The organism is Stieleria neptunia (assembly GCF_007754155.1).
GTDB classification, from domain to species: Bacteria; Planctomycetota; Planctomycetia; order Pirellulales; family Pirellulaceae; genus Stieleria; species Stieleria neptunia.
Genome location: NZ_CP037423.1, coordinates 7465777 through 7485344 on the forward strand (window position 1 = coordinate 7465777; position 19568 = coordinate 7485344).

A 19568-nucleotide genomic window follows, 5' to 3' on the forward strand; every position below is an offset into this window, starting at 1 on the left:
GCCAAATCCTGCAGTAAGACAATCGACGTCCCAAGCAGCGAACCCAGGGGGCTGAATCCTGCACCCCAGCGCGTGATCAATACGCTTCTTTGGATTGCACACCGTCCCGGCGATTGTTCATCAACCCCTCATAGTTCATCTTCTGCTCCTGCTGGAAGACGCCATTCTGATTGAACAAATTGTTCAGCAACGCCTTGCCGCCTTTCACGCTTTGACCTGCGGCGGGTTCTTGGGAGGCATCGGCGGGCAGCCCGAACATGTCGTCGGTCTGAGCCCGTTGGCGATCCAGCGTTTGTCCACGAGCCTGCTGCAGAAACACCGATCCGCGGTGAAACGCGTACTGGTCGTTTTGACCGACCGCGATCACCGTGCCGGTTCCCTCGATCCCGTCGGCGACGAACAAGCCGCGCAAATCGGTTTGCCCGGAGACAAACTGGTCATTGGCCGAGCCGATCACCTTGACGTGCACGTCGCCGACAAACGCATCCTTCGTTTTGTCCTTGACGCTGACGCGGACCCGTCCCGACACGGAGTCCTCTTCCACCGTCAACGCCAGCGGGCTGACCACCATCAGACCCGACGTGTAAAGATTGTCGGATCGTCCGACGACTAAATACGCACCTTGCTCTTTCAGTGGCAACGCGATTTTCGTCTCGCGGTCTCGGTAATCCTTTCCGTCGCCCAGTTCAACCGTCTCTTGGTGATACGGTTTGATTCCCGCCAGATTGATCGCGGTGATCCGGTCTAGATTCCGCTGCGTCAATCCGAACTTCATCAGGTCGATCCGATACACCTTGATCAACACGGACGAAACGTTTCGGTGCTGCAGCAACACCTCACTTTCGTCCTTGGCCAACAGCGTCGTCACATCCGGCAACGAAACCGACTTTCGGCTGAAGAATTCGATCGCCTCGGCGGCGTCCTTGAATCGGTCGCTCACTTTGGCGTACTGATCGATCGCCTTGGCCGCCTGACCGAGGCTGTGATGGATTTGCCCCATGATGTAAACGGCCTCCCATTTGTTATCCGCTTGACGCGACGCCCCCGTCTTGGGATCCGTAAACGTTGCCTCGGCAACCTTCCGGCACATCTGAAGCGCCTGCTCGTGATCCTGGAGTTCGAAGTAGCAAAATCCGATCATGTACCAGAACGAATCCAGCAATCGACTGTCGGGGTAGCGCTGTGCATATTGCCGGCCCCGCCGGATCGCCCGTTCGTACTGTTCCAGATCGATCAACGCCGTCGCGAGCGCAAAACTGGCTTGATCACTCGACGGGTCTTCGGGCCAGTTGGTGACAAAATCGTCCAGCATGCGAATCGAACTGGCGATCAAATCGACACGTGTGATCCCTGACTCCATCAACGTCTTATCCTCGGCGACCGTTTCGGCACGCCGATAGACCTCCTGGGCGAGCGCATAACTGGCGGTGGCGACGTAGGATTCAGCGGGGTAGTCACGCAGCAATGACTCCATCGCTTGGACGCTTCGCAGAAACTCGCCGCGCGCGTTCAAGAATCCCGCGACCTGATTCTCTTTTTCGAAACTCGCTTGAACCGTCGCCCGATAGACCAAGTAACTGCGTTCGTATTCGGCGATCTCTCGATACGACATCGCGACGGTCAGGATTTCCTCAAACGACAACTCGACTTCGGGGAACCGCTCCTTCACGATCTCAAAAAACCTGACGATGTCCGCATGGCTTCCCAATTTGATCGAGGCGCGAAACAGCAACAACACCGTTTCCTTGTAGGGATCCGAATGCAGCTGCCAGTTCTCATGGAGTTCCCGCAGTGAATCGTAGGCCTTCTGGAATTCCCCCTTGGCGAAGTGGACTTTGCCGAGTTCGAACAACTCATCGGGCGTCAGCTTGTATTCGTCACCGGATGTCTCACCGCGTGACAGCACGCGAAGCGTTCCCGGCTTGGTGACGGCAATCTCTGAGGGTGAATAATAACTTTTCAACACGGCGGGAGCCGTCCGGTAATTTCCCGGCAAATACCCGGCCAACGTGTAGCGAATGTCGCCGGGGGTCTTCGCATCGCCGATGTAGAAGGTGATCGCACCGGGGGTGATGTCGTAGCGATCAAACACGCCGCTAATCGTTTCCTCCAAGATCGTGCAACCCGCCGGAATCGGTTCCACCAACATTAAATACGTCCGCAGCGGACGTGAATTCTGGTAACGCACTCGTGGCGTTAGCGTGACCAGCGCACGCTCGCCCACGGGAAGCTCGGTCAATTTGTTCGGCGACCAGGAGTGGCTGCCGTCGATCACACGGTATCCGCGCGGAATCGGCCGACCGTCGACGCGCATTTGATCGGGTTCATAGCGTCGCCCGACCGACCAGTCCGTCGTCGTGCTGGTGATTGAATCGGCGTCTGAAAAACCGGTCAGGACGGCGCTGTAGGAGAACTCGCCGCGACCGTCCAGTTCAAACTCAATCCGTTGCCGATCGTCAACGAGCAACTCGTCGGGCACTTGGATGCGACGACTCTCTGCACCGGGCTCCAGCGTCAGCGATTCCAGCTCTTCACCGTTGACATAAATCGTCAGGGCGACCCTTTCACGCTGCGGCGGGTTTTCACCGAAGTGCGCCGACAGCGCCGCGATCGCCGGACCGTTATCCGATTCCACCGGCCAGCGTGAACCGGCCCGTGCGGCCATCAGACGCTCGGCAAGTTTCGCTCGCAGTTCCGGCCGCAGGTTCATCCGTTGCAAAGCGATCAATTCCAACGCGGCGATTTCCACCGACGTCCGGCCGACACTCGATCGTCCGCCGGCTCTGTCCAGATTGACCAGGGAGACCAGTTCCGCCGCCATCTCGTTGTGGTTGAGCGACGTCAGGGCCAACATCAATTGCACCACGCCATAGTCGTCCAGCCGATTGCGTTCCCGATACAAACGATTGGCCAAGGCAAAATCGCCGGCCCCGCATTCGGCCAGCGCCGCCAACAACACCGCTTGACGGTTCAAGTCGGTTGCTCCGGCGAACGCCTTTTTCAGCGACGCAACTCCCAATTCAAATTGTCGCTCCGGCACCGCGAATCCCGCGCGGCGAGCATGGACCAGCGCCCCCATCGCCCGTGCCGTGCTGATCGGATCAGCCGGGCCGGCCGAATGACCGGCCAGACTCCAACCGCCATCGTCGCGTTGCGACGCGATCAGATGGCTGACCGCACCGGCGATGATCCCGCTGACTTGCGCGCCCTCGGGTGAATCCGGCTGTGCGGATCGGCGGAGATGGTTCAACACCGCGACGCCTCCCAAACAATCCGACGCGCTGCGGTCCAGCAAACTGGTCGGGAAACAACGCAGCGGCAAATACGTCTCGGCACGCACCAGGCTGTCCAGCAGAGACTGCTGTCGATCACCGCCGATCATCAACTCCAGCGACTGACCGCGAGTTTTTTGGTTCGGCTCCAATTGAATCAACGCCAGCGTGTTTTGGGACGCCACGCCGCTTGCCGTTTGATAGACCGGGAACCCATAGGGCAGCACCTCCGCCGTCGATACGTCGGTGTCCCCGGCGACGCCTTCGCTTCGGATCGTCAATTCAAACTGCACTTGATCCGACTCGGCGATCTCGACGGGAAACGTCAGCGTTTCGATCCCCGCATCCTTGACTTCGAGGGTCTTGTTCTGTTCCAGCGACCGGCTTCCCATGGCTGCTTTGAGCGCGACGTTGATTGTCCGCGGGCCTTCCAGCGAGTTGTGGACTTCGATGCGAACGTCCGCTTTGTCGCCGACGGTAAACGCCTGCGGCACGCGGAGCTGGCCGAACAACGACTTTCGCGTGACCAGATCGACCGACTGCGAACCGGCAAGCGTGTCAGTGCTGATTGCACTCGCACTGAGTTTCCAGGCCGTTGAATCGGCCGGCATCGTGATCTCGATCTCAGCCTTGCCGTCGGGGTCGGTGACGATGACGGGGTCCCAAAAACCGGTTTCGCCACTGATCGCTTGACCGAACATTCGAACGCCGGTGAGTTGGTTCAATTGATTGACTTCGTCGTCACTCATTCCATTGATCACCAGCAGTTTTCCGTCCAGGGTTAAACCGTTGATGGTGACGTCACGGCGTTGCAACGACTTGCTGTCGACACGACCGAGTTTGCTAATCGATGCGGGGGCCTTTGCACCCCAGAACGACCAATCCTGAGCCCATTGTCGATCGCCCAGCTGGCCCGCTTGAACGCCGCGATTGCCTGACAGAGGTCCCGTTTGCGCATACATCGACGTCGCCCGGCGTGTCGCAGTGGTCCCACCGGTCGATTGTTGCTGCATCCTGATCTGCGATTGCATCCGCTGCACCAGGGCGTCGTTGTCCACGTCGAAATGGACACCGAGCGATTGCCAAGAACTGACGTCTCCGGAATACGCGAAATCCTCGGCTTGGTTGGCTCCGAACGGTTCATCCTCGGTGATCACGTCTCCTGCAATCTCCGCGAATTTCAACGAAACCTCGCCGTCGGCGAAAACGTTTGCCGCCGCATCCGCTTCGGCCAGCCGCCGCGATCGTCGTTCCGATTCGACGAGCAAGGCTTCGTTGATCGATCGCGTTTGGGTCGAATAGCTGAATTCGCAGCTGGACGTTTGTCGTATCCGTCGTTGGCGAAGCCCGCTGGTAAAAGCCGCGACGATCTTCTGCCCATCGGCCCCGAATCGATCGAGCAAATTCGACTGAACCAGTGACATCGCCAGTTCGGCGGCCACCGGACGGCCACTCGAGTCGGTCACTTCGATGCCCACCTTGACGCGATCGGTCGGTTTGAGATCCGTCGTCGATGGTGTCAGTTTGACTTGCAATCGTTTGGCGACGACAAAACCACTGACGGCATGATGTAACTTGCTGCGCTGCATCACGCTGGCGGACAGGTAAAAATTCGGCGCCAGATCCGCGTCGATCGGGATGTCGATCTTGTTTTCGCCCTGTTTCAGTTGCACCAATCGGTGTCCCAGCACCGACGCTCCATCGAACGTCACGAGCGCCAACGCGGGGGCATCTCGCCAGTGCAATCGCACGCCCGCGTTGTCCCCAACCCGATAGTTGTGCTGATCGGCCAAGATCCGCAGACGCGTGGTGTCGTCGTCGCCCGAGATCTGTAACCGAGTCTGGCCGCTGACGGAATTCCCGAAACGGTCCTTGCCGGTCGCCCGCACGATGTAGGTTCCACCTCGCTCGATCTGGATCGTCTTGCCGGCTTGCCCTTCTTCGGCATCGGTCGTGACGTCGAATACTTCGATCCGTCGTTCTCCCGTGCGACCGCTCCCAATGCGTCGTGTCGTCAATCGGCTGCCTGTCCCGGACGCGCCGTCCGGCCGAGTGACTTCAAACACCTCCAACCGGACCGCGGTACCGACCGGTTTGTCTGCCGGGTCGACCACGTTGATGTTCACATCAAAGGTTTCACCGGCGATGTAGACCGATCGCCCCGTGGTGACGTTGACATTGAATCCACGTGTGGCCAGAAAGACCGTCTGAGATTGTCTGACGTTGCGTTGGGGGCAGGCGACATCGATCGCGATCGCTTGTGATTCGCTAAATCGGCGAGTCGGAAACTTGAGTTCGACTTTTCCGTCCGCATCGGTTTTCGCCGTCTCGCGTTCGCTTTCACCGCCGATCGAGTAGCTGATTTCTTCGCCCGGCAGCGGGGCGCCGTAGTAATACTCCAACGAAACCGTGGCGGTGATTTCGTCGCCACGAAAGTAGACGTCTTGGTCGGTCTGGATCGTCAGCTGTACCGGTTCCAACTTGAATTGTTTGACCTCGAACTGCGATTCAAACGACAGTTCCGGTTGATTCGGTGTCGAGCGTCGATGAAGGTGGATGCGGCATCGTCCGGGCACCGCGCTGGACGGCAGCACCATGTTGGTGTGAAGAGAACCGAATGCGTTTAGCGTCACCGTCTCCGTCTTCAAGTTTCGGCCGCGGGCATCGTAGACGTCCAACACGAACCTCTCACCCTTGCGAAACGTGAATCGGTCTTGATCGACCCACCGCACAATGCCTTTGATGTTGACCAATTCCCCCGGCCGATAGACGGGGCGATCGGTAAACAGATATCCCGTGGGCACCAAACCGACGGCGAAGTCCAGGCCGTTCAAATTGGTCACCGTCGATGCGATCTGGCCTTGGTGGACCGCAAACACACGCAAATCTTTGATGTCACGCAATCGCTTCGACTGCGAACGTACGATTCCTTCTGCATCGGTCACCAATTCCTCGAACACCGACGCACCGTCGCTGACCAGCACACTGACTCCCTCGGCCGGTTTTCCGGTTCGCATGTTTTGCGCGAACAAAAACAACTCGTTGCGAGACGATTTGACCAGGATGTCCAAATCACTGACGACGACCATGGTCGTGGCTTCCATCTTGTCACTGCTGACGGTGACCGCGGTGACGCCCGGCCCATCGACCGGAATCGTGACCTCCTGTTCGATTTGCTTGAAGGGTTCGTAATCATCGACCGCATGTTCAAACTGCTGGTCCGGGTCGATCAAAGCAATGTCCAGTTTTTCGACCCCGGTGGCCAGGTGCATCTTTCGAAAGTAGTCCGTCATGTCGATCGTGTAGACGGCCACAGAAACCTTCTCCAGATTTCGCGTGGTCAGCAAAATCCCGGCCTGTTCGTCGCTGCGGAATTTGCGTTTCGTCATCACCTGCAACTCGGGGCGGGTCAGCCGCGCGATCCGCTGCTTGGCAGCTGACTCACTGGCCCCCTTGACCTTCTTGTACGACTGGAGCGCTTCCTCGCGGCGCTGGAGTTGTTCTTCCAACGTGATGCCGATCCGCAACGACGCCAACGAAGCCTGCGCCGTATCGGGATACTTGTCGACCAGACGCTGCCAATCGGCGATCGCGTCCTCCAGCAACTCTCGGCAGGTTTGATTGAGTCGGATCTCGGTCCCGGATCGGCCTTTTTTGATCGCCGCGTCGACACGCTGTTGATGTCGGTCCAGCGCGTCGCGCCGATTCATTTCGCCGAATTGCAACAAGATGTTCGGCGCCCGTTGGTCCAGCGGATACTTGTTGAGGAACGTCTGCCACAGCGCCCTGGCCTTGGCAAAGTCTTTTTCGTTGAGTGCGTATTGGGCGGCGGCAAATTCCGCCCCGATGATTTTTTGTTGAACGTCAGGCCACTGCGAATCGGTCGGATGATTTTCCAGGAATTCCTTCCACGCTTCGATCGCTTTGTCAAACTCATTCTGGGCGAAATACGATTGCCCGAGCATCCGTCGCGCGATCGCCAATTGGTCGGATTCGCGATAGATCGGATTGGCGATCAAGCTTTCCAGTCGGTCGATCGCTTGGACGTTGCGTCGCCGCGATTCATAACCTTGGGCAATCTCCAGCTCGGCCTTGGCAGCGAGTGGGTGGTCGGGGTACGCCTTGAGAAACCGTTCTGCCAGGGTGACGGCCAGCTCGAGGTTGCCGTCGGTTGCCGGGTTCGGCAGCCCGTAGGTGTGGGCCAGTCGATACGTTGCATTGGCCAGTCGGTCGGCCAAGGACTCACTTGGGTCGAGCGGTGGATCGTGTTTAGAAAGAAGGTCTTGCCAAGTCCGACGCGCGGCGGAAGGCTGCTTGTTTTCCAGCTGGACCACCCCCAGCCGGTACATCGCATCGGACTGCAACTCGACCGACGCGGACACGCCTGAGTTCGGATCGGGATCGCCGTGCCGGGCGAGAAATGCTTGGTAGGCTTGCGTCGCCTGATCGAGCTGTTTCAGTTCTTCGATACAGCGTGCCACGCGAAACTCGATTTGTTGCCGGCGGCGAATGGTCGGTCCAAGCTTGTTGGCTTCGCGATAATACTCCAACGCCTGTTTGTAATCGGGTTGTTTGGCGCGCGAGGGATCATTGGCGGGGACGCCCTCGAAAAAGCGATCGGCAAACTCCAGGTAGATTTTTGCGAGTTCGTCTTTTCTGCCCCGCGAGAGCAATCGTTCGGCTTCGCGCTGATAGATTTCGCCGGCAACGTTGTACTGGCGATTCATCACCGCGACGGCCGCACGCCCGAACCTGGACCGGCTGACCCATTCGCTTTTGGGGAACCGTTTTTCCAGTTCCAGATAGGCCGCGACGGCATCGTCCCGTTGATCCGCGTGCGACAACGCGAGCGCTTTCAGATAAAGCAGGTAATCCGCCGCGGTGACAGCGTCGTTCTGTAGTTCTGACTCGATCGCCTTGACGGCGTCCTGATACCGTCTCGCTTGCATCGCGTCGTGAACGGCCGCCGGGATACCGACTACGCCGCTGATGGAAGGGCGCCGGACAGAGTCATCCGGACCGCCGGGGTCGGCGGCGACGCCATCCCCGAAGCCACCCCACACGAGCGAGACCAAGAACACCCCACGCAACAGGTTCGAGCCGAATCGAGCCATCATCGATACTCCACAGTAGCAAGCGTCCGGACGCCGATCGGATCAACGTCCCGGGCACGACAAGGTTTTCCACTACTCTAACCCATCCCCCGGGAGCGACGAACCGAAGGGTTGTAAACCAACTGTAAAAACATTCTCAGCGGCAGTCGCCGCGGATCGCCTGTTTCCAGATTGACCAAACCGCTTGTGTCGCTTCCAATTTGACCAACAGGTGGTTTTTGTCAGATTTGGAGCGATTGCCAATGCAGGTCATCCGGGGCAGTGTGAAAGACGTTGGGGAGCGTTTTGATGGTGTTCAAGTGACAGCCGGCGGCAGTCTTGCCGACGGTTTGGAAATCGATCATGACTAACGAGACGACGAAAGTGAAAGAAACGCCACTTGTCGTTGGTATCGGTGCGTCGGCGGGCGGACTGGAAGCGGTTCGCGAGTTCCTGCAACATCTGGGAAGGTGCCAGGATCTGGCGATCGTTCTCGTCTTGCATCACGATGCGTCCAGCAAACCGCTACTCGGTGACCTGTTGGATGCGGCGACGGAGATGACGGTGGCCGAAGTCACCGAACGAACGAAACTCCGACCCGGCGTCGTTTATCTCGCTCCCGCGAATCGCTTTTTGGACGTGAAGCACGGCGGCATTTTGCCCGTGGTTCCCGGCAGCGATGAAAGTCCGCTGAACTCGGTGGACCACTTTTTCCATTCGTTGGCCCGGGATCAAGCCGAGCGAGCCATCGGAATCGTTCTTTCGGGAACCGGTAGCGACGGCACCGTCGGACTGAAGGCGATCGGGGACGCCGGAGGGCTGACGTTTGCCCAGGACACCGCGTCGGCAAAGTACGACAGCATGCCTCGCAGCGCCGCCACGCTTGGGGCGGCCGATCACGTGTGCCGTCCGAGCGAGATGGCGGACGAACTGCGACGGTACACCGATCACCTGAATCGATACGGCGATGAGCAGTCCGTCGGTCGTGTTCAAAACCAAATTGCCGAAGCGATTCCACGAATCGCAGAGCACCTTTTCGAGGTGACCGGCCATCATTTCCAGCACTACAAAATCACCACGCTGACGCGTCGTCTGCTGCGGCGAATGCACGTTCTGAAGATTGCATCCGCCGCCGAGTACCTGTCCCACCTGCAACGGAGCGAGGAGGAAACACACGCGCTGTTTCGAGAACTGTTGATCGGCGTGACCGCGTTTTTCCGCGACCCCGAGGCCTTCAACGCGATCGCAACGACGGTGCTGCCGCAAATCTTTGACGGCAGACGTCCCGACGACGTCGTCCGCATCTGGGTGGCCGGGTGCAGTACCGGTGAAGAAGCCTATTCCTTGGCGATGCTCTGTCGCGAGCAGGTCGACGCGATGGAGGATCCGCCCGAAGTCAGGATTTTTGCGACCGACATCGACGATCGTGCGTTGCAGATCGCACGGACGGGGTCGTACCCGACCGGCATTGAAGATCACGTCAGCGCGGCGCGTTTGAAGCGATTTTTCGTCCGACGCGGCAAACGATATCAAGTCACCCAAGAGGTCCGCGAACTCGTTCTCTTTTCCAAGCACAATCTGATCAGTGACCCACCGTTCTCGCGACAGGACCTGATTTCGTGTCGCAACTTGCTCATCTACCTGGGTGAACATTTACAAGAAAAATTAATTCCGCTGTTTCACTACGCCACGCGGCCCGCGGGTTTCCTCTTTCTCGGTCCCAGCGAAACCATTTCGACGCACGGCGAATTATTCAAGTCATTCGACACCAAGTGCCGCATTTCACAACGCAAAGGCACAGCGACGGGGTCGATCAGTGCGCTGGTGACACGCCGCGGGGAGGTCAAACCGGTTCACGCCGGCGAAACACAGTCCGATGCGACGATCGATTTGAATGTCATCCGCCAACGCATTCTGTTGGACGAGTTCACACCCAAAGCCGTCGTGATCGACCAGACCGGTACGGTCCTGAACGCCTCGGACGGCGTCTCGAAGTATCTGGAAGTCTCCGGCGGGGATTTTCACAATCACATTATCAAGATGGCCCTGCCCAGTTTGAGGATCGGTTTGCGAGCCGCCCTCAGCGAGGCCAAGAAGGCGCGTCGACGGGTAACGCACGACCATCTGTCAATCCGTGATGGGGAGCTGATCCAACGGGTCATGTTGACCGTCCAGCCGATGCCCCAGTTGGGAGAGGACGCCGAATTATTCATGGTCGTCTTCCATGACGTCGGCGAACCGATGCGGCGTGAAGAATTTGATCACCCCCCGGACGCCAGCTCCACCGGCGATCACGACGCCGATGTCATCATCGCCCAATTGGAACGTGAACTCGAATCGACTCGAAGTGATCTGGAACGCACGCTCCAAGACATGGAGGCGGCCAACGAGGAGCTGAAATCGTCCAACGAAGAACTGTTGTCGATGAACGAAGAGCTGCAATCGGCCAACGAAGAGTTGGAAACGTCCAAGGAGGAGATCCGTGCCGGCAGTGATGCCGTGGCACGCGCCCACGCCGACCTGGAGAATCTGCTGCGCAGCACGCAGATCGCAACCGTGTTCCTGGACAACGAACGACGGATTCGAAGTTTCACGCCGGCGATCAAGGAAATCTACGCACTGATTCCGACCGACGTCGGCAGGCCGCTGGAGCATTTTGTCCCCCGCGTTCGCAACATGCCACCGCTACCCGATCCGGCAACGATTCAATCCACCGGTGTCATCGAAGACACGGTGGTCGGCGAATCCGGCCGCTCCTACATTCGCCGCGTTTCGCCCTACCGATCCCGCGGCGGGCTGACCGACGGCATCGTCGTGACCTTCGTCGATGTCTCTGAACTTGTCGAGCGCGAGGCCATGTTGGCGTCGCTGATGAGTTCGACCGCGGAAGGGATCTACGGCATCGACCTGGATGGCAGATGCACGTTCGCCAACGCCGCCTGTGCCAAGTTGCTCGGTTATCAAAACGCGGACGCGTTTCTGGGGCAATCCATGCATGACATGATTCACCACTCGCGTCGCGATGGTTCAACGTATGGTGCCGACGAATGCCGAATCGCGCGAGCCTTTCGCAACGGAGAACCGGTGCACGTCGATGACGAATGTTTCTGGCGCACCGATGGATCGTCGTTTGATGTGGAGTACTGGTCACACCCGCAAATCCGAGACGGTGAAACGGTAGGCTGTGTCGTCACCTTCATCGATATCACCGAGCGTCGCAGCGCTGAAACGGAACTGGCCGATGCCAAGGATCGGCTCGAATTGTCATTGCAGATCGCCGATGTGGCTCCCTGGAGTTGGGACGTGCGTTCGGGACAGCCGATCAGCAATCCGATCCTGAACCGGTTGTTCGGTTTTGCCGAAAACGAGTCGCCGTCGCTCCATGACTTTCTCGAACGTATCGATCCATCCGTTCGAAATCACATCTCGTCGGCGATCCAAAATGCGATCGCCGAGGGCAACATCTACGACGAGGAATATCCGGTCCGTTTGCCCAGCGGGGAGGTGCGACACCTCCGCGCACGCGGCCGCGTGAGGAGGTCCGCAGACGGTGTGGCCGAGGATTTCTTTGGTGTCGTCGTCGATATCACCGACCGTAAACGTCGCGAGTTGGACCTTGCCGACCGCGAAGCGCACTTGCGTCGCGTCATCAACAACCAACTCGGTTTGGTCGGTGTGATCGACCGCGGGGGACGGTTGCTGGAAATCGACGACGGATCACTGCAGATCGCCCGGGCGCGGCGGGAAGACGTGGTCGGCAAACCCTTTGCCGAAGCGCCGTGGTGGAACTACGACCCCGCAGTGGTTCAACAGACGCGAGCGGCCATGGCTCGGGCCTTTGCCGGTGAAGTCGTCCGGTATGACGTGTCACTGTTCGCACACGGCAGCGACGGGGTGATGATCGATTTCATGATCGCGCCCGTCTTTGACGCCGACGGAAATGTCGAATTCTTGATCCCATCCGGCGTCGACATCCGCGATCGCGTCAAGATCGAGAAAGAACAACGGTCGGTGACGCGGCGGATGGAGATGGCGTTGCGTGCCGGCGGCATGGCGGCGTGGGAATGGACGCCGACAAAAAGTATCTGGACGCCCGAACTGTACGAGCTGCTCGGCATCGACTCCGACCAGGAAGCCTGCTCCGATCTGTTCTTCTCCTTGGTGCACCCCGACGACGTCGAGCCGCTCAAACAGGCGTGGCAAGATGCGATCGAGGGCTCAGATACCTACGATAGCGAGTTCCGCATCATTCGCCCCGACGGTGCAATTCGCTGGATGAACGGACTCGGCGAAGTCGTTCGCGACCAGGGCAAAGTCATCCAAATGTACGGCGTCAATTGGGATTCGACCGAGGAACACTTGCAGGCCGAGGCTCTCCGCGAGAGTGAACGCCGAGCTCATCAAGCCAGTGCGTCAAAAAGTGAGTTCCTGGCCAACATGTCGCACGAGATCCGGACGCCGATGACCGCCATCCTGGGCTACGCCGAACTGCTCAAGGATCTGGTCGATCACCACGAGTCGCAGCAATACCTGCAAACCATTCGACGCAACGGAGATTACCTGCTGGAAATCATCAATGACATTCTGGACCTGTCCAAAATTGAAGCCGGGAAACTGGATGTCCAACAAGAACGTTTCGAACCCTGCCGGTTGATCGAAGATGTCCGAAGCATCATGGAAGTCCGCGCGAAAGAGGGCGGCCTGACCCTCGAAATCGAGTATGACGGCAAACTGCCCCGGATGATCCTGTCCGATGCAAAGCGGCTTAAACAGATCCTCATCAACCTGGTGGGAAACGCGATCAAGTTTACCAAGCAAGGCGGGGTCAAGATTCGCATTCGGTTCGAGGTTTCCTCGCAACAATTGCAGTTCGACGTGATTGATACGGGGATCGGCATTTCTGCGGAACAGATGTCGCAACTGTTCAAACCGTTTTCACAAGGCGACGCCAGCGTGACGCGTCACTTCGGCGGCACCGGACTGGGCCTTGCCATCAGCCAACGGTTGGCTGAAATGCTCGGTGGCAACATCTCCGCCAGCAGTACCGAAGGTGTCGGCAGTACCTTCACTCTGCGTATCGCGACGGGCGATGTCTCTCCGTCGGATCTGGTTCGCTATCTGGAACCCCGTTCAGATGGCGGCTCCGGCCCGACGCCCCCGACTTCCACCCTGGGCAAACTCTCCTGCCATGTGCTGATCGTCGACGACCGTCAAGACATCCGTTTTCTGAGCAGACACATTCTCACCAAGGCCGGCGCGACGGTGGATGAGTGCGAGGACGGCGTGCAGGCGGTCGAGCATCTCAGCGCGTGTTTGAAAACGGGAGACTGTCCCGACCTGATCTTACTCGACATGCAAATGCCAAATCTGGACGGCTACTCGACCTCAAAAAAATTGCGCGAGATCGGATACCGTGGTCCGATCATCGCATTGACGGCCGATGCCATGCAGGGAGACATGAACAAGTGCTTGGAAGCGGGCTGCAATGACTACCTCTCCAAACCCATCGACGCGGCAAAGATGATCCGCGTCGTAGGAGAGGCGACGTCGGTTGATTCGCCGTCAGGCTGCACCAAGGCGAATCACCGTTGAAACGTTTCCAAGGATGTCGGTCCGGTCGTTTTCAGCATGCTCTCGGCGTCCGCCAATCGGATGTCGTCCCCTGTGATAATCAACAGCCGCGCCCCGTTGCGAACTTTGGCTTCGTAGCTCTCGGCGACTCGGTCGTCGACGCCCCAGCTTTCGACCGCACCGAGCAGTCCGCCGCCGACGGCGCCCGCGGCCATCCCGAAAATCGGTCCGGCGACGAGCAATGGTCCCATCAACGTCATGGAACCCAGTGCAGCGCCGAGTGTTCCACCCGCCAGGGTCGACGCGGCCGCCGTTTTCTCACTCGACGGCGAAACCGGCGTCGTGTCTTCGGCGGCGTCAAGCTCGGACAAACTCTCGTCGTCGGCGTGCTTGACCGTCGACACTTCGTCTTCGGTGAAATGTGCCTTCTCCAGCACTTCGATCGCGGTTCGAAAGTCTTGTTCGTTGTTGAATTCGGCAATCAGGCAATTTGAGGTCATGGTACGGTTTCCTTTGGTTTAGCGATAAAAAGGTCTGGTCGGCGGATCAGTGATCGTTCGTCATCAACCCGCTTCCGGACGACGGATTTCCTCGACCACGCGGACCGCGTTGCTTTCCGGTTGAATGCCGTTTCCGAAGCGGACGGCGTACACTTGAGTGGCCTCGGCGCCCAACAGCACGATCATCGAGGAGTAATAAACCCAGACCAGGATCACGGCGAGTGACGCCGCCGCCGTCCCCAGCTCCGCCCCGGGCTCGCTGAACGAAAAGTAAACCTGCATCGCAAATCGGCCGGCCAGAAACAGCGCCGTCGTGATCGCTGCACCGGCAAACACGTTCCGCCACTGCACCACCGCATCAGGCATGAACTTGAAGATCGCTGCGAACACGACGAAAACCACCGCAGCCTGCACCAGGTAGTTGATCACCGCAGCCACTCCGCCGTCCACGCCCAGGATTGCACCCAGTTGTTCCCCGGCGGTCGAGAGCACCGATGAAACGACGATGGAAACGAGCAGCAAGAATCCGAGCGCCAGAATCATTGCCAACGAGATGATGCGTTTGACCAAGACCGTCAGAATGCTCGATGTGTCCGGGTCGGGTTTGACCTGCCAGACTCGATTCAACGAATCTTGCAGCGCCCCGACGACTCCGGTCGCCCCGACGATGATGCCGGCAAAGCTGATCAGCGATTTCCACCATGTCCCGCCGGATTCTCGGTTGTTGCGCAGAATCTTGGTGATCCCCTCCGCTGCCGATTGATTGCCGAGCATTTCCGTGGCTTGTTCTTCCAGCACCGATTGCGCCCGCTGCTTGGCGTTTTCGGATTCATACGCGATCGACATTCCGAACGTCAGCACGGTCAACAACAGGAACAGCAACGGTGGCAACGCGAATGCGGTGTAGTAGGCGAGTGCGGCCGCCATGGTGGTGCAGCGATCTTTGGCAAACTCGTCAAAGGTGTGCTTGAGAAAATCCATCGTGTTGGCGGTGGTCGTGAGTTTCGCGGTTCAAGAAATCGGTTTCTCTGGGGAACGGCAAGTTCCATGCCAGCGGGCCGTTAACTTGATCCCGTGAGCAATCAGCCAGCACGCCAACGCCCACACCAATCCGGCCGCCCATCCGGCCAAGACGTCGGTGGGATAGTGGACACCCATGTAAACGCGACTGATTCCGACCAGCACCGTCAACGCAACCGCGACGGCGAGGGCATACAATCGCAACCAGATGTTCCTCAGCACCGGAGCGATCAACGCGGCGAGTGTCAGATAGACAAGGGCCGCCATCATCGAATGCCCACTCGGGAAGCTGCTCGTGTAGACATGCGACAGATGGGGGACCAAGTCGGGCCGCGGCCGAGCAAACAGCGACTTCATCCACAAACTCACGCCCATTCCGCTCAACGTCGACACCACCAAGACGAGCATGGTGCGATAAGCACGATTGATCGCCAGGAACCCGGCTGCTGATGCAACGGCGATCAACATGACCGCTATTCCACCAAGCGCCGTCAAGTCGCGCCCCGCTTCCTCCATCCAGGTCGGCCCGATCGGATCAGACACATCGCTCGAATCTCTCAGGCTGCGGACCACCCATCGATCAAACGTCTCGGTGCTCCCCTCCAGGACTTCGTCGGCCAATTCGATAAACCCCCAAGCCGCCAGCACGACGACCAGCAGCCCCAGCAGCGCGAGGGGTTCGCGATCACGTAAAAAGCGGACCAATCGGACGAGGTGCCGATGAACGTTTCGATCACGGAAGGGCTTCATGCTCGATTCGTTTGGCAACTCGCATGCCGATCAGCCGGGGGCGCTGTCGCCTACCACGTAGCGGTCGGGGGCCGTCGGCGAGAGCGGAAGGCAGAATGGTGCTCCGCAAGTCATCTCCCCATCTCCCCATCTCCCCATCTCCTTGTCTCCTTGTCTCCTTGTCTCCTCATCCAGTGCGCCGACGTGCCATTCTCCATCGGTCGCTGAGTCGGTCGCTGAGCAACGGACGGGACCGTAGCGACCGTCATTGAAATGGCACGGCATCTGCATGTAGACCCCGCTGAAAACCTTTCATCACACTTCAACATCAAATTATTTGACAATGACGAATCACACGAATATCCAAACAGTCCATGGGATCACGCACCCGATTGTGGCCGGCCCTCCGCTGATCGGAAACGCCGGCGCACCGTCGACCGACAGGTATCGCGAAGAAACGGCCGAGCGACTCCGACGCAGCACCGAGGCGGCCGAGTCCGATCAATCGTCGGATGCATCAGAGGATTGAATCACGGATGACCGTCAGCACGAACCCTGTGCGCCAAGACGAATCGCCTGAAGAGGCCTCGTTAGAACTGGACTACCATGTCATTTGGAATGCAGGGTCCGGGAAAGCGGATCAGATCGTCCAGCTTCGACGATTGTTGGCTGGTTTCGCGACGCGGTGGACAAAAATCCGTCGCGACGTTGATTTGCGAGAGGCGATGACCGAATCTCGTTGCCGCACCGTCATCGCCGCCGGCGGCGACGGCACGGTGAACGCCGTCGTGAACGCTTTGATGGGGCTGGACGCTCGCTCGCGTCCCAGTCTGTCCATTATCCCTCTGGGAACGGCCAACGACTTCGCCGGTACGTTGGCAGTTTCAGATGACGTCGTTGAAGCGGTGCAGCAGATGCGGAAAAGCGAGCCGCACTTCATCGACATCGTGCAAGTCCACGCCGATGGGTTTCAGCAGTACTTTGCAAACGTTGCCGCCGGCGGGAACTGCGTCAGGGTGTCCGAAGTGATGACCGACGAGATCAAGCAGCGCTGGGGGGCGATGAGTTACGTCCGGGGGGCGGTTTCCGTTTTGGCGGATATGTTGAGCTATCGGGTTCAAGTCGACATGGACGGTGAGCAACTGGAACTTGACAGCTGGGCCATTCTGGTTGCCAACGGCCGTACCAATGCGGGACGCATTGAAATTGCGCCCGCGGCGTCACCGACCGACGGGTTGCTTGATATCGTTTTGATCAAGGATGGCACGGTGGCGGACATGGCAGAGATCGTGACACGCAACCTGACCGGATCCTTCGGTCGCTGTGATCAAGTGATTCATCGACAGGCAAAGTGCCTGGAACTTCGATCAAGCCCGGCAATGCGTTTCACACTCGACGGTGAAATGGTGGACGCGGAACCGATCCGGTTTTGCATCGAACCGGCGGCGATCAAAATGTTTGTCGGCAAACGGTTTCAGCCCGACGGGGCTACGCTGTGAACCATTTTTTAGCGGTAGGGCGCGAGCCCTCCGGTGTTGTGGCAACGATGAACAACCGGAGGGCTCGCGCCCTGCCGCTAAAACCTAAAGAAGCGTAGGGAAAAAATGCTTCACAGCGTTACCGAGGGGGGACGCGTTGATCTCGGTTAGGATCGACTCGGAAACCCAGTGTCGGTTCTTATCGTGGGCGTACCGCGGAAAAGCACTGACCCCTTCTCCGCGCTGCATCTCGCGGCCAATTGGGGTGGGGCGTCGTGACGAACTTGGTGTACATTATCGACCATGTTTACAGAAACTGACGGCAGTAGAAAAACGATCGGCGACGTGGACGTCTTGTTTCACGACGGGCTCTACCACTTATTCCACCTCGTCCTGCCCAACCATGACTTCATCGCACACGCCGTCAGCACCGACGCATTGAATTGGCGGCGAGTCAACAACGCGTTGTTCATCGGCGATCCCGGCAGCTGGGACGACTTGATGCTGTGGACGATGCATGTTTCGCCCGATCCCCATCATTCCGGTCGCTGGCGAATGTTCTACACCGGTCTGTCGCGGCGAGATCAAGGCAACTTTCAACGGCTGGGGATGGCGGTCAGCGACGATCTGTTTCATTGGGAAAAGGCGCCCGTGCGGTGGGAGGATCACCGCGGCCCGAGGGACCCCGAACGTGTCAAACGTGCGCTGCAGCAAAGTCGAGCCACATCGGCGGACCCCCGTCACGCCATGTTCGATCCAACGAGTTGTTTTCCCTTGGAGCCGGATCCCGAGTACTACGAAGCGTCACTCGACGAGGGGCGACACTGGGTCAGCTTTCGCGATCCGTTCTACCACCATGACGGAAACGATGGCTGGCTGATGGCGGCCGGGCGAGTCAACACGGGACCGGTCGTTCGCCGCGGCTGTGTCGCGTTGATGAAGGAAGTCGAACCCAACCACTTTGTCGCGCACCCGCCGCTGCATCATCCGCGTCTGTACGATGACATCGAAGTGCCGAATCTGATCGTCGTCGACGACGACCACTATTTGATCGGCAGCATTCGTGAAGATGCAAAAATCCGCTATTGGCACACCGACGAGATCGGCCACCGTTGGCAAAGCTACCACGACAACGTGTTGCTGCCCCAAGGCAACTATGCGGGGCGAGTTTGTCGTGATCAACAGGGGTGGTTGTTGTGGAATTTCTATTCGATGAACCGGGAGGACAGGACGGCGGAAAACTTGATGCCACCGCCGAAACGTTTGGTGAAGAACGAACACGGACTGCTCCGCGCGGTGACATTTGAAGGGATCGCGGAATTCGTGGTGGAATCGCTCGATGCAAAGTGCATTCACAGCCTGATCGAAGACGTGGGCCCCCAGATGCGACAATGTCGCGTCGACGGCGGACATCTGGACTTGGCCTGTGAAAGTGGATTTCAAGCCTTCCTGTTCGATGACCGATTGGATCACTTTCGATTCCAGGCCAAACTGGAAATGCAGGGCCTCGGAAAGTGCGGTCTGGTCTTCCGCCTCGATCCCGAATCACGTGATGGTTACTACATTTCGTTGGACATGCTCAAGGGAGTGGTCCAACTGCGGGCCTGGGGAACCGGCGAGGACGGCAGTCGCGAACAGATGATGCAGTTTCATCCGCTGCAATCCGGTTTCTGGTATTCCCAGGTTCGAGACGCGATCGCGGTGCAATTGATCGTCTTCGGAAGCTACATCGAATTGTCCGTCAATGGACGAGTCGTGTTGTCCTTGGCAGACCAAAGTTTTGAAACGGGAAACTTGGGGGTCTATTTGGAGACCGCAGAGGTGACGGTTTCCGAGATCCAATTGGATCGACTGGCGCCGCCAAACCAAACCGACGAGCACCTGGCCAGCGGGTGACCGATGCAA

Annotated in this window: 9 protein-coding genes; 4 read left to right on the forward strand and 5 right to left on the reverse strand. The window is 58.6% G+C overall.

Translation table 11 applies throughout. The features are described from left to right. Positions 1-76 precede the first annotated feature (76 nt). Both Enr13x_RS25970 and Enr13x_RS39480 read right to left on the reverse strand, forming a co-directional pair. Positions 77-8389, reverse strand: a complete 8313-nt coding sequence (locus Enr13x_RS25970) for a tetratricopeptide repeat protein (RefSeq protein WP_145389782.1) — start codon at positions 8387-8389, stop codon at positions 77-79. A 218-nt stretch (positions 8390-8607) separates the two neighbouring features. Continuing rightward, complete coding sequence (locus Enr13x_RS39480; RefSeq protein WP_261344152.1) at positions 8608-8730, reverse strand: hypothetical protein; 123 nt, start codon at positions 8728-8730, stop codon at positions 8608-8610. On the opposite strand from Enr13x_RS39480, the gene Enr13x_RS25975 reads away from it, so the two are divergent. Then, entirely contained in the window at positions 8729-13957 is a 5229-nt protein-coding gene (locus Enr13x_RS25975) for a chemotaxis protein CheB (RefSeq protein ID WP_145389784.1), read from the forward strand. The two genes, Enr13x_RS39480 and Enr13x_RS25975, sit on opposite strands and share 2 nt — an antisense overlap. On the opposite strand, the gene Enr13x_RS25980 is transcribed toward Enr13x_RS25975, so the two are convergent. The 3 genes from Enr13x_RS25980 to Enr13x_RS25990 form a co-directional block, all read right to left on the reverse strand. Further along, complete coding sequence (locus Enr13x_RS25980; RefSeq protein ID WP_145389786.1) at positions 13948-14436, reverse strand: DUF1269 domain-containing protein; 489 nt, start codon at positions 14434-14436, stop codon at positions 13948-13950. The two genes, Enr13x_RS25975 and Enr13x_RS25980, sit on opposite strands and share 10 nt — an antisense overlap. A 63-nt stretch (positions 14437-14499) precedes the next feature. Beyond that, positions 14500-15417 carry a YihY/virulence factor BrkB family protein gene (locus Enr13x_RS25985; protein WP_145389794.1) on the reverse strand — a complete coding sequence of 306 codons (918 nt, stop codon included), beginning with the start codon at positions 15415-15417 and terminating at the stop codon, positions 14500-14502. A 30-nt stretch (positions 15418-15447) separates the two neighbouring features. Next, complete coding sequence (locus Enr13x_RS25990; protein WP_145389796.1) at positions 15448-16206, reverse strand: phosphatase PAP2 family protein; 759 nt, start codon at positions 16204-16206, stop codon at positions 15448-15450. A gap of 322 nt (positions 16207-16528) precedes the next feature. Here Enr13x_RS25990 and Enr13x_RS25995 point away from each other — a divergent pair, with 322 nt between their 5' ends. The 3 genes from Enr13x_RS25995 to Enr13x_RS26005 all read left to right on the forward strand — a co-directional run bounded on the left by Enr13x_RS25995 (position 16529) and on the right by Enr13x_RS26005 (position 19559). Then, positions 16529-16714 carry a hypothetical protein gene (locus Enr13x_RS25995; protein ID WP_145389798.1) on the forward strand — a complete coding sequence of 62 codons (186 nt, stop codon included), beginning with the start codon at positions 16529-16531 and terminating at the stop codon, positions 16712-16714. Between the two features lie 7 nt (positions 16715-16721). Then, the gene (locus Enr13x_RS26000; RefSeq protein WP_145389800.1) at positions 16722-17684 is read left to right on the forward strand and encodes a diacylglycerol/lipid kinase family protein; all 963 of its coding nucleotides are present in this window, start codon (positions 16722-16724) and stop codon (positions 17682-17684) included. Between the two features lie 282 nt (positions 17685-17966). Beyond that, complete coding sequence (locus tag Enr13x_RS26005; RefSeq protein ID WP_145389802.1) at positions 17967-19559, forward strand: glycoside hydrolase family protein; 1593 nt, start codon at positions 17967-17969, stop codon at positions 19557-19559. The last annotated feature ends 9 nt before the right edge of the window (positions 19560-19568 follow it).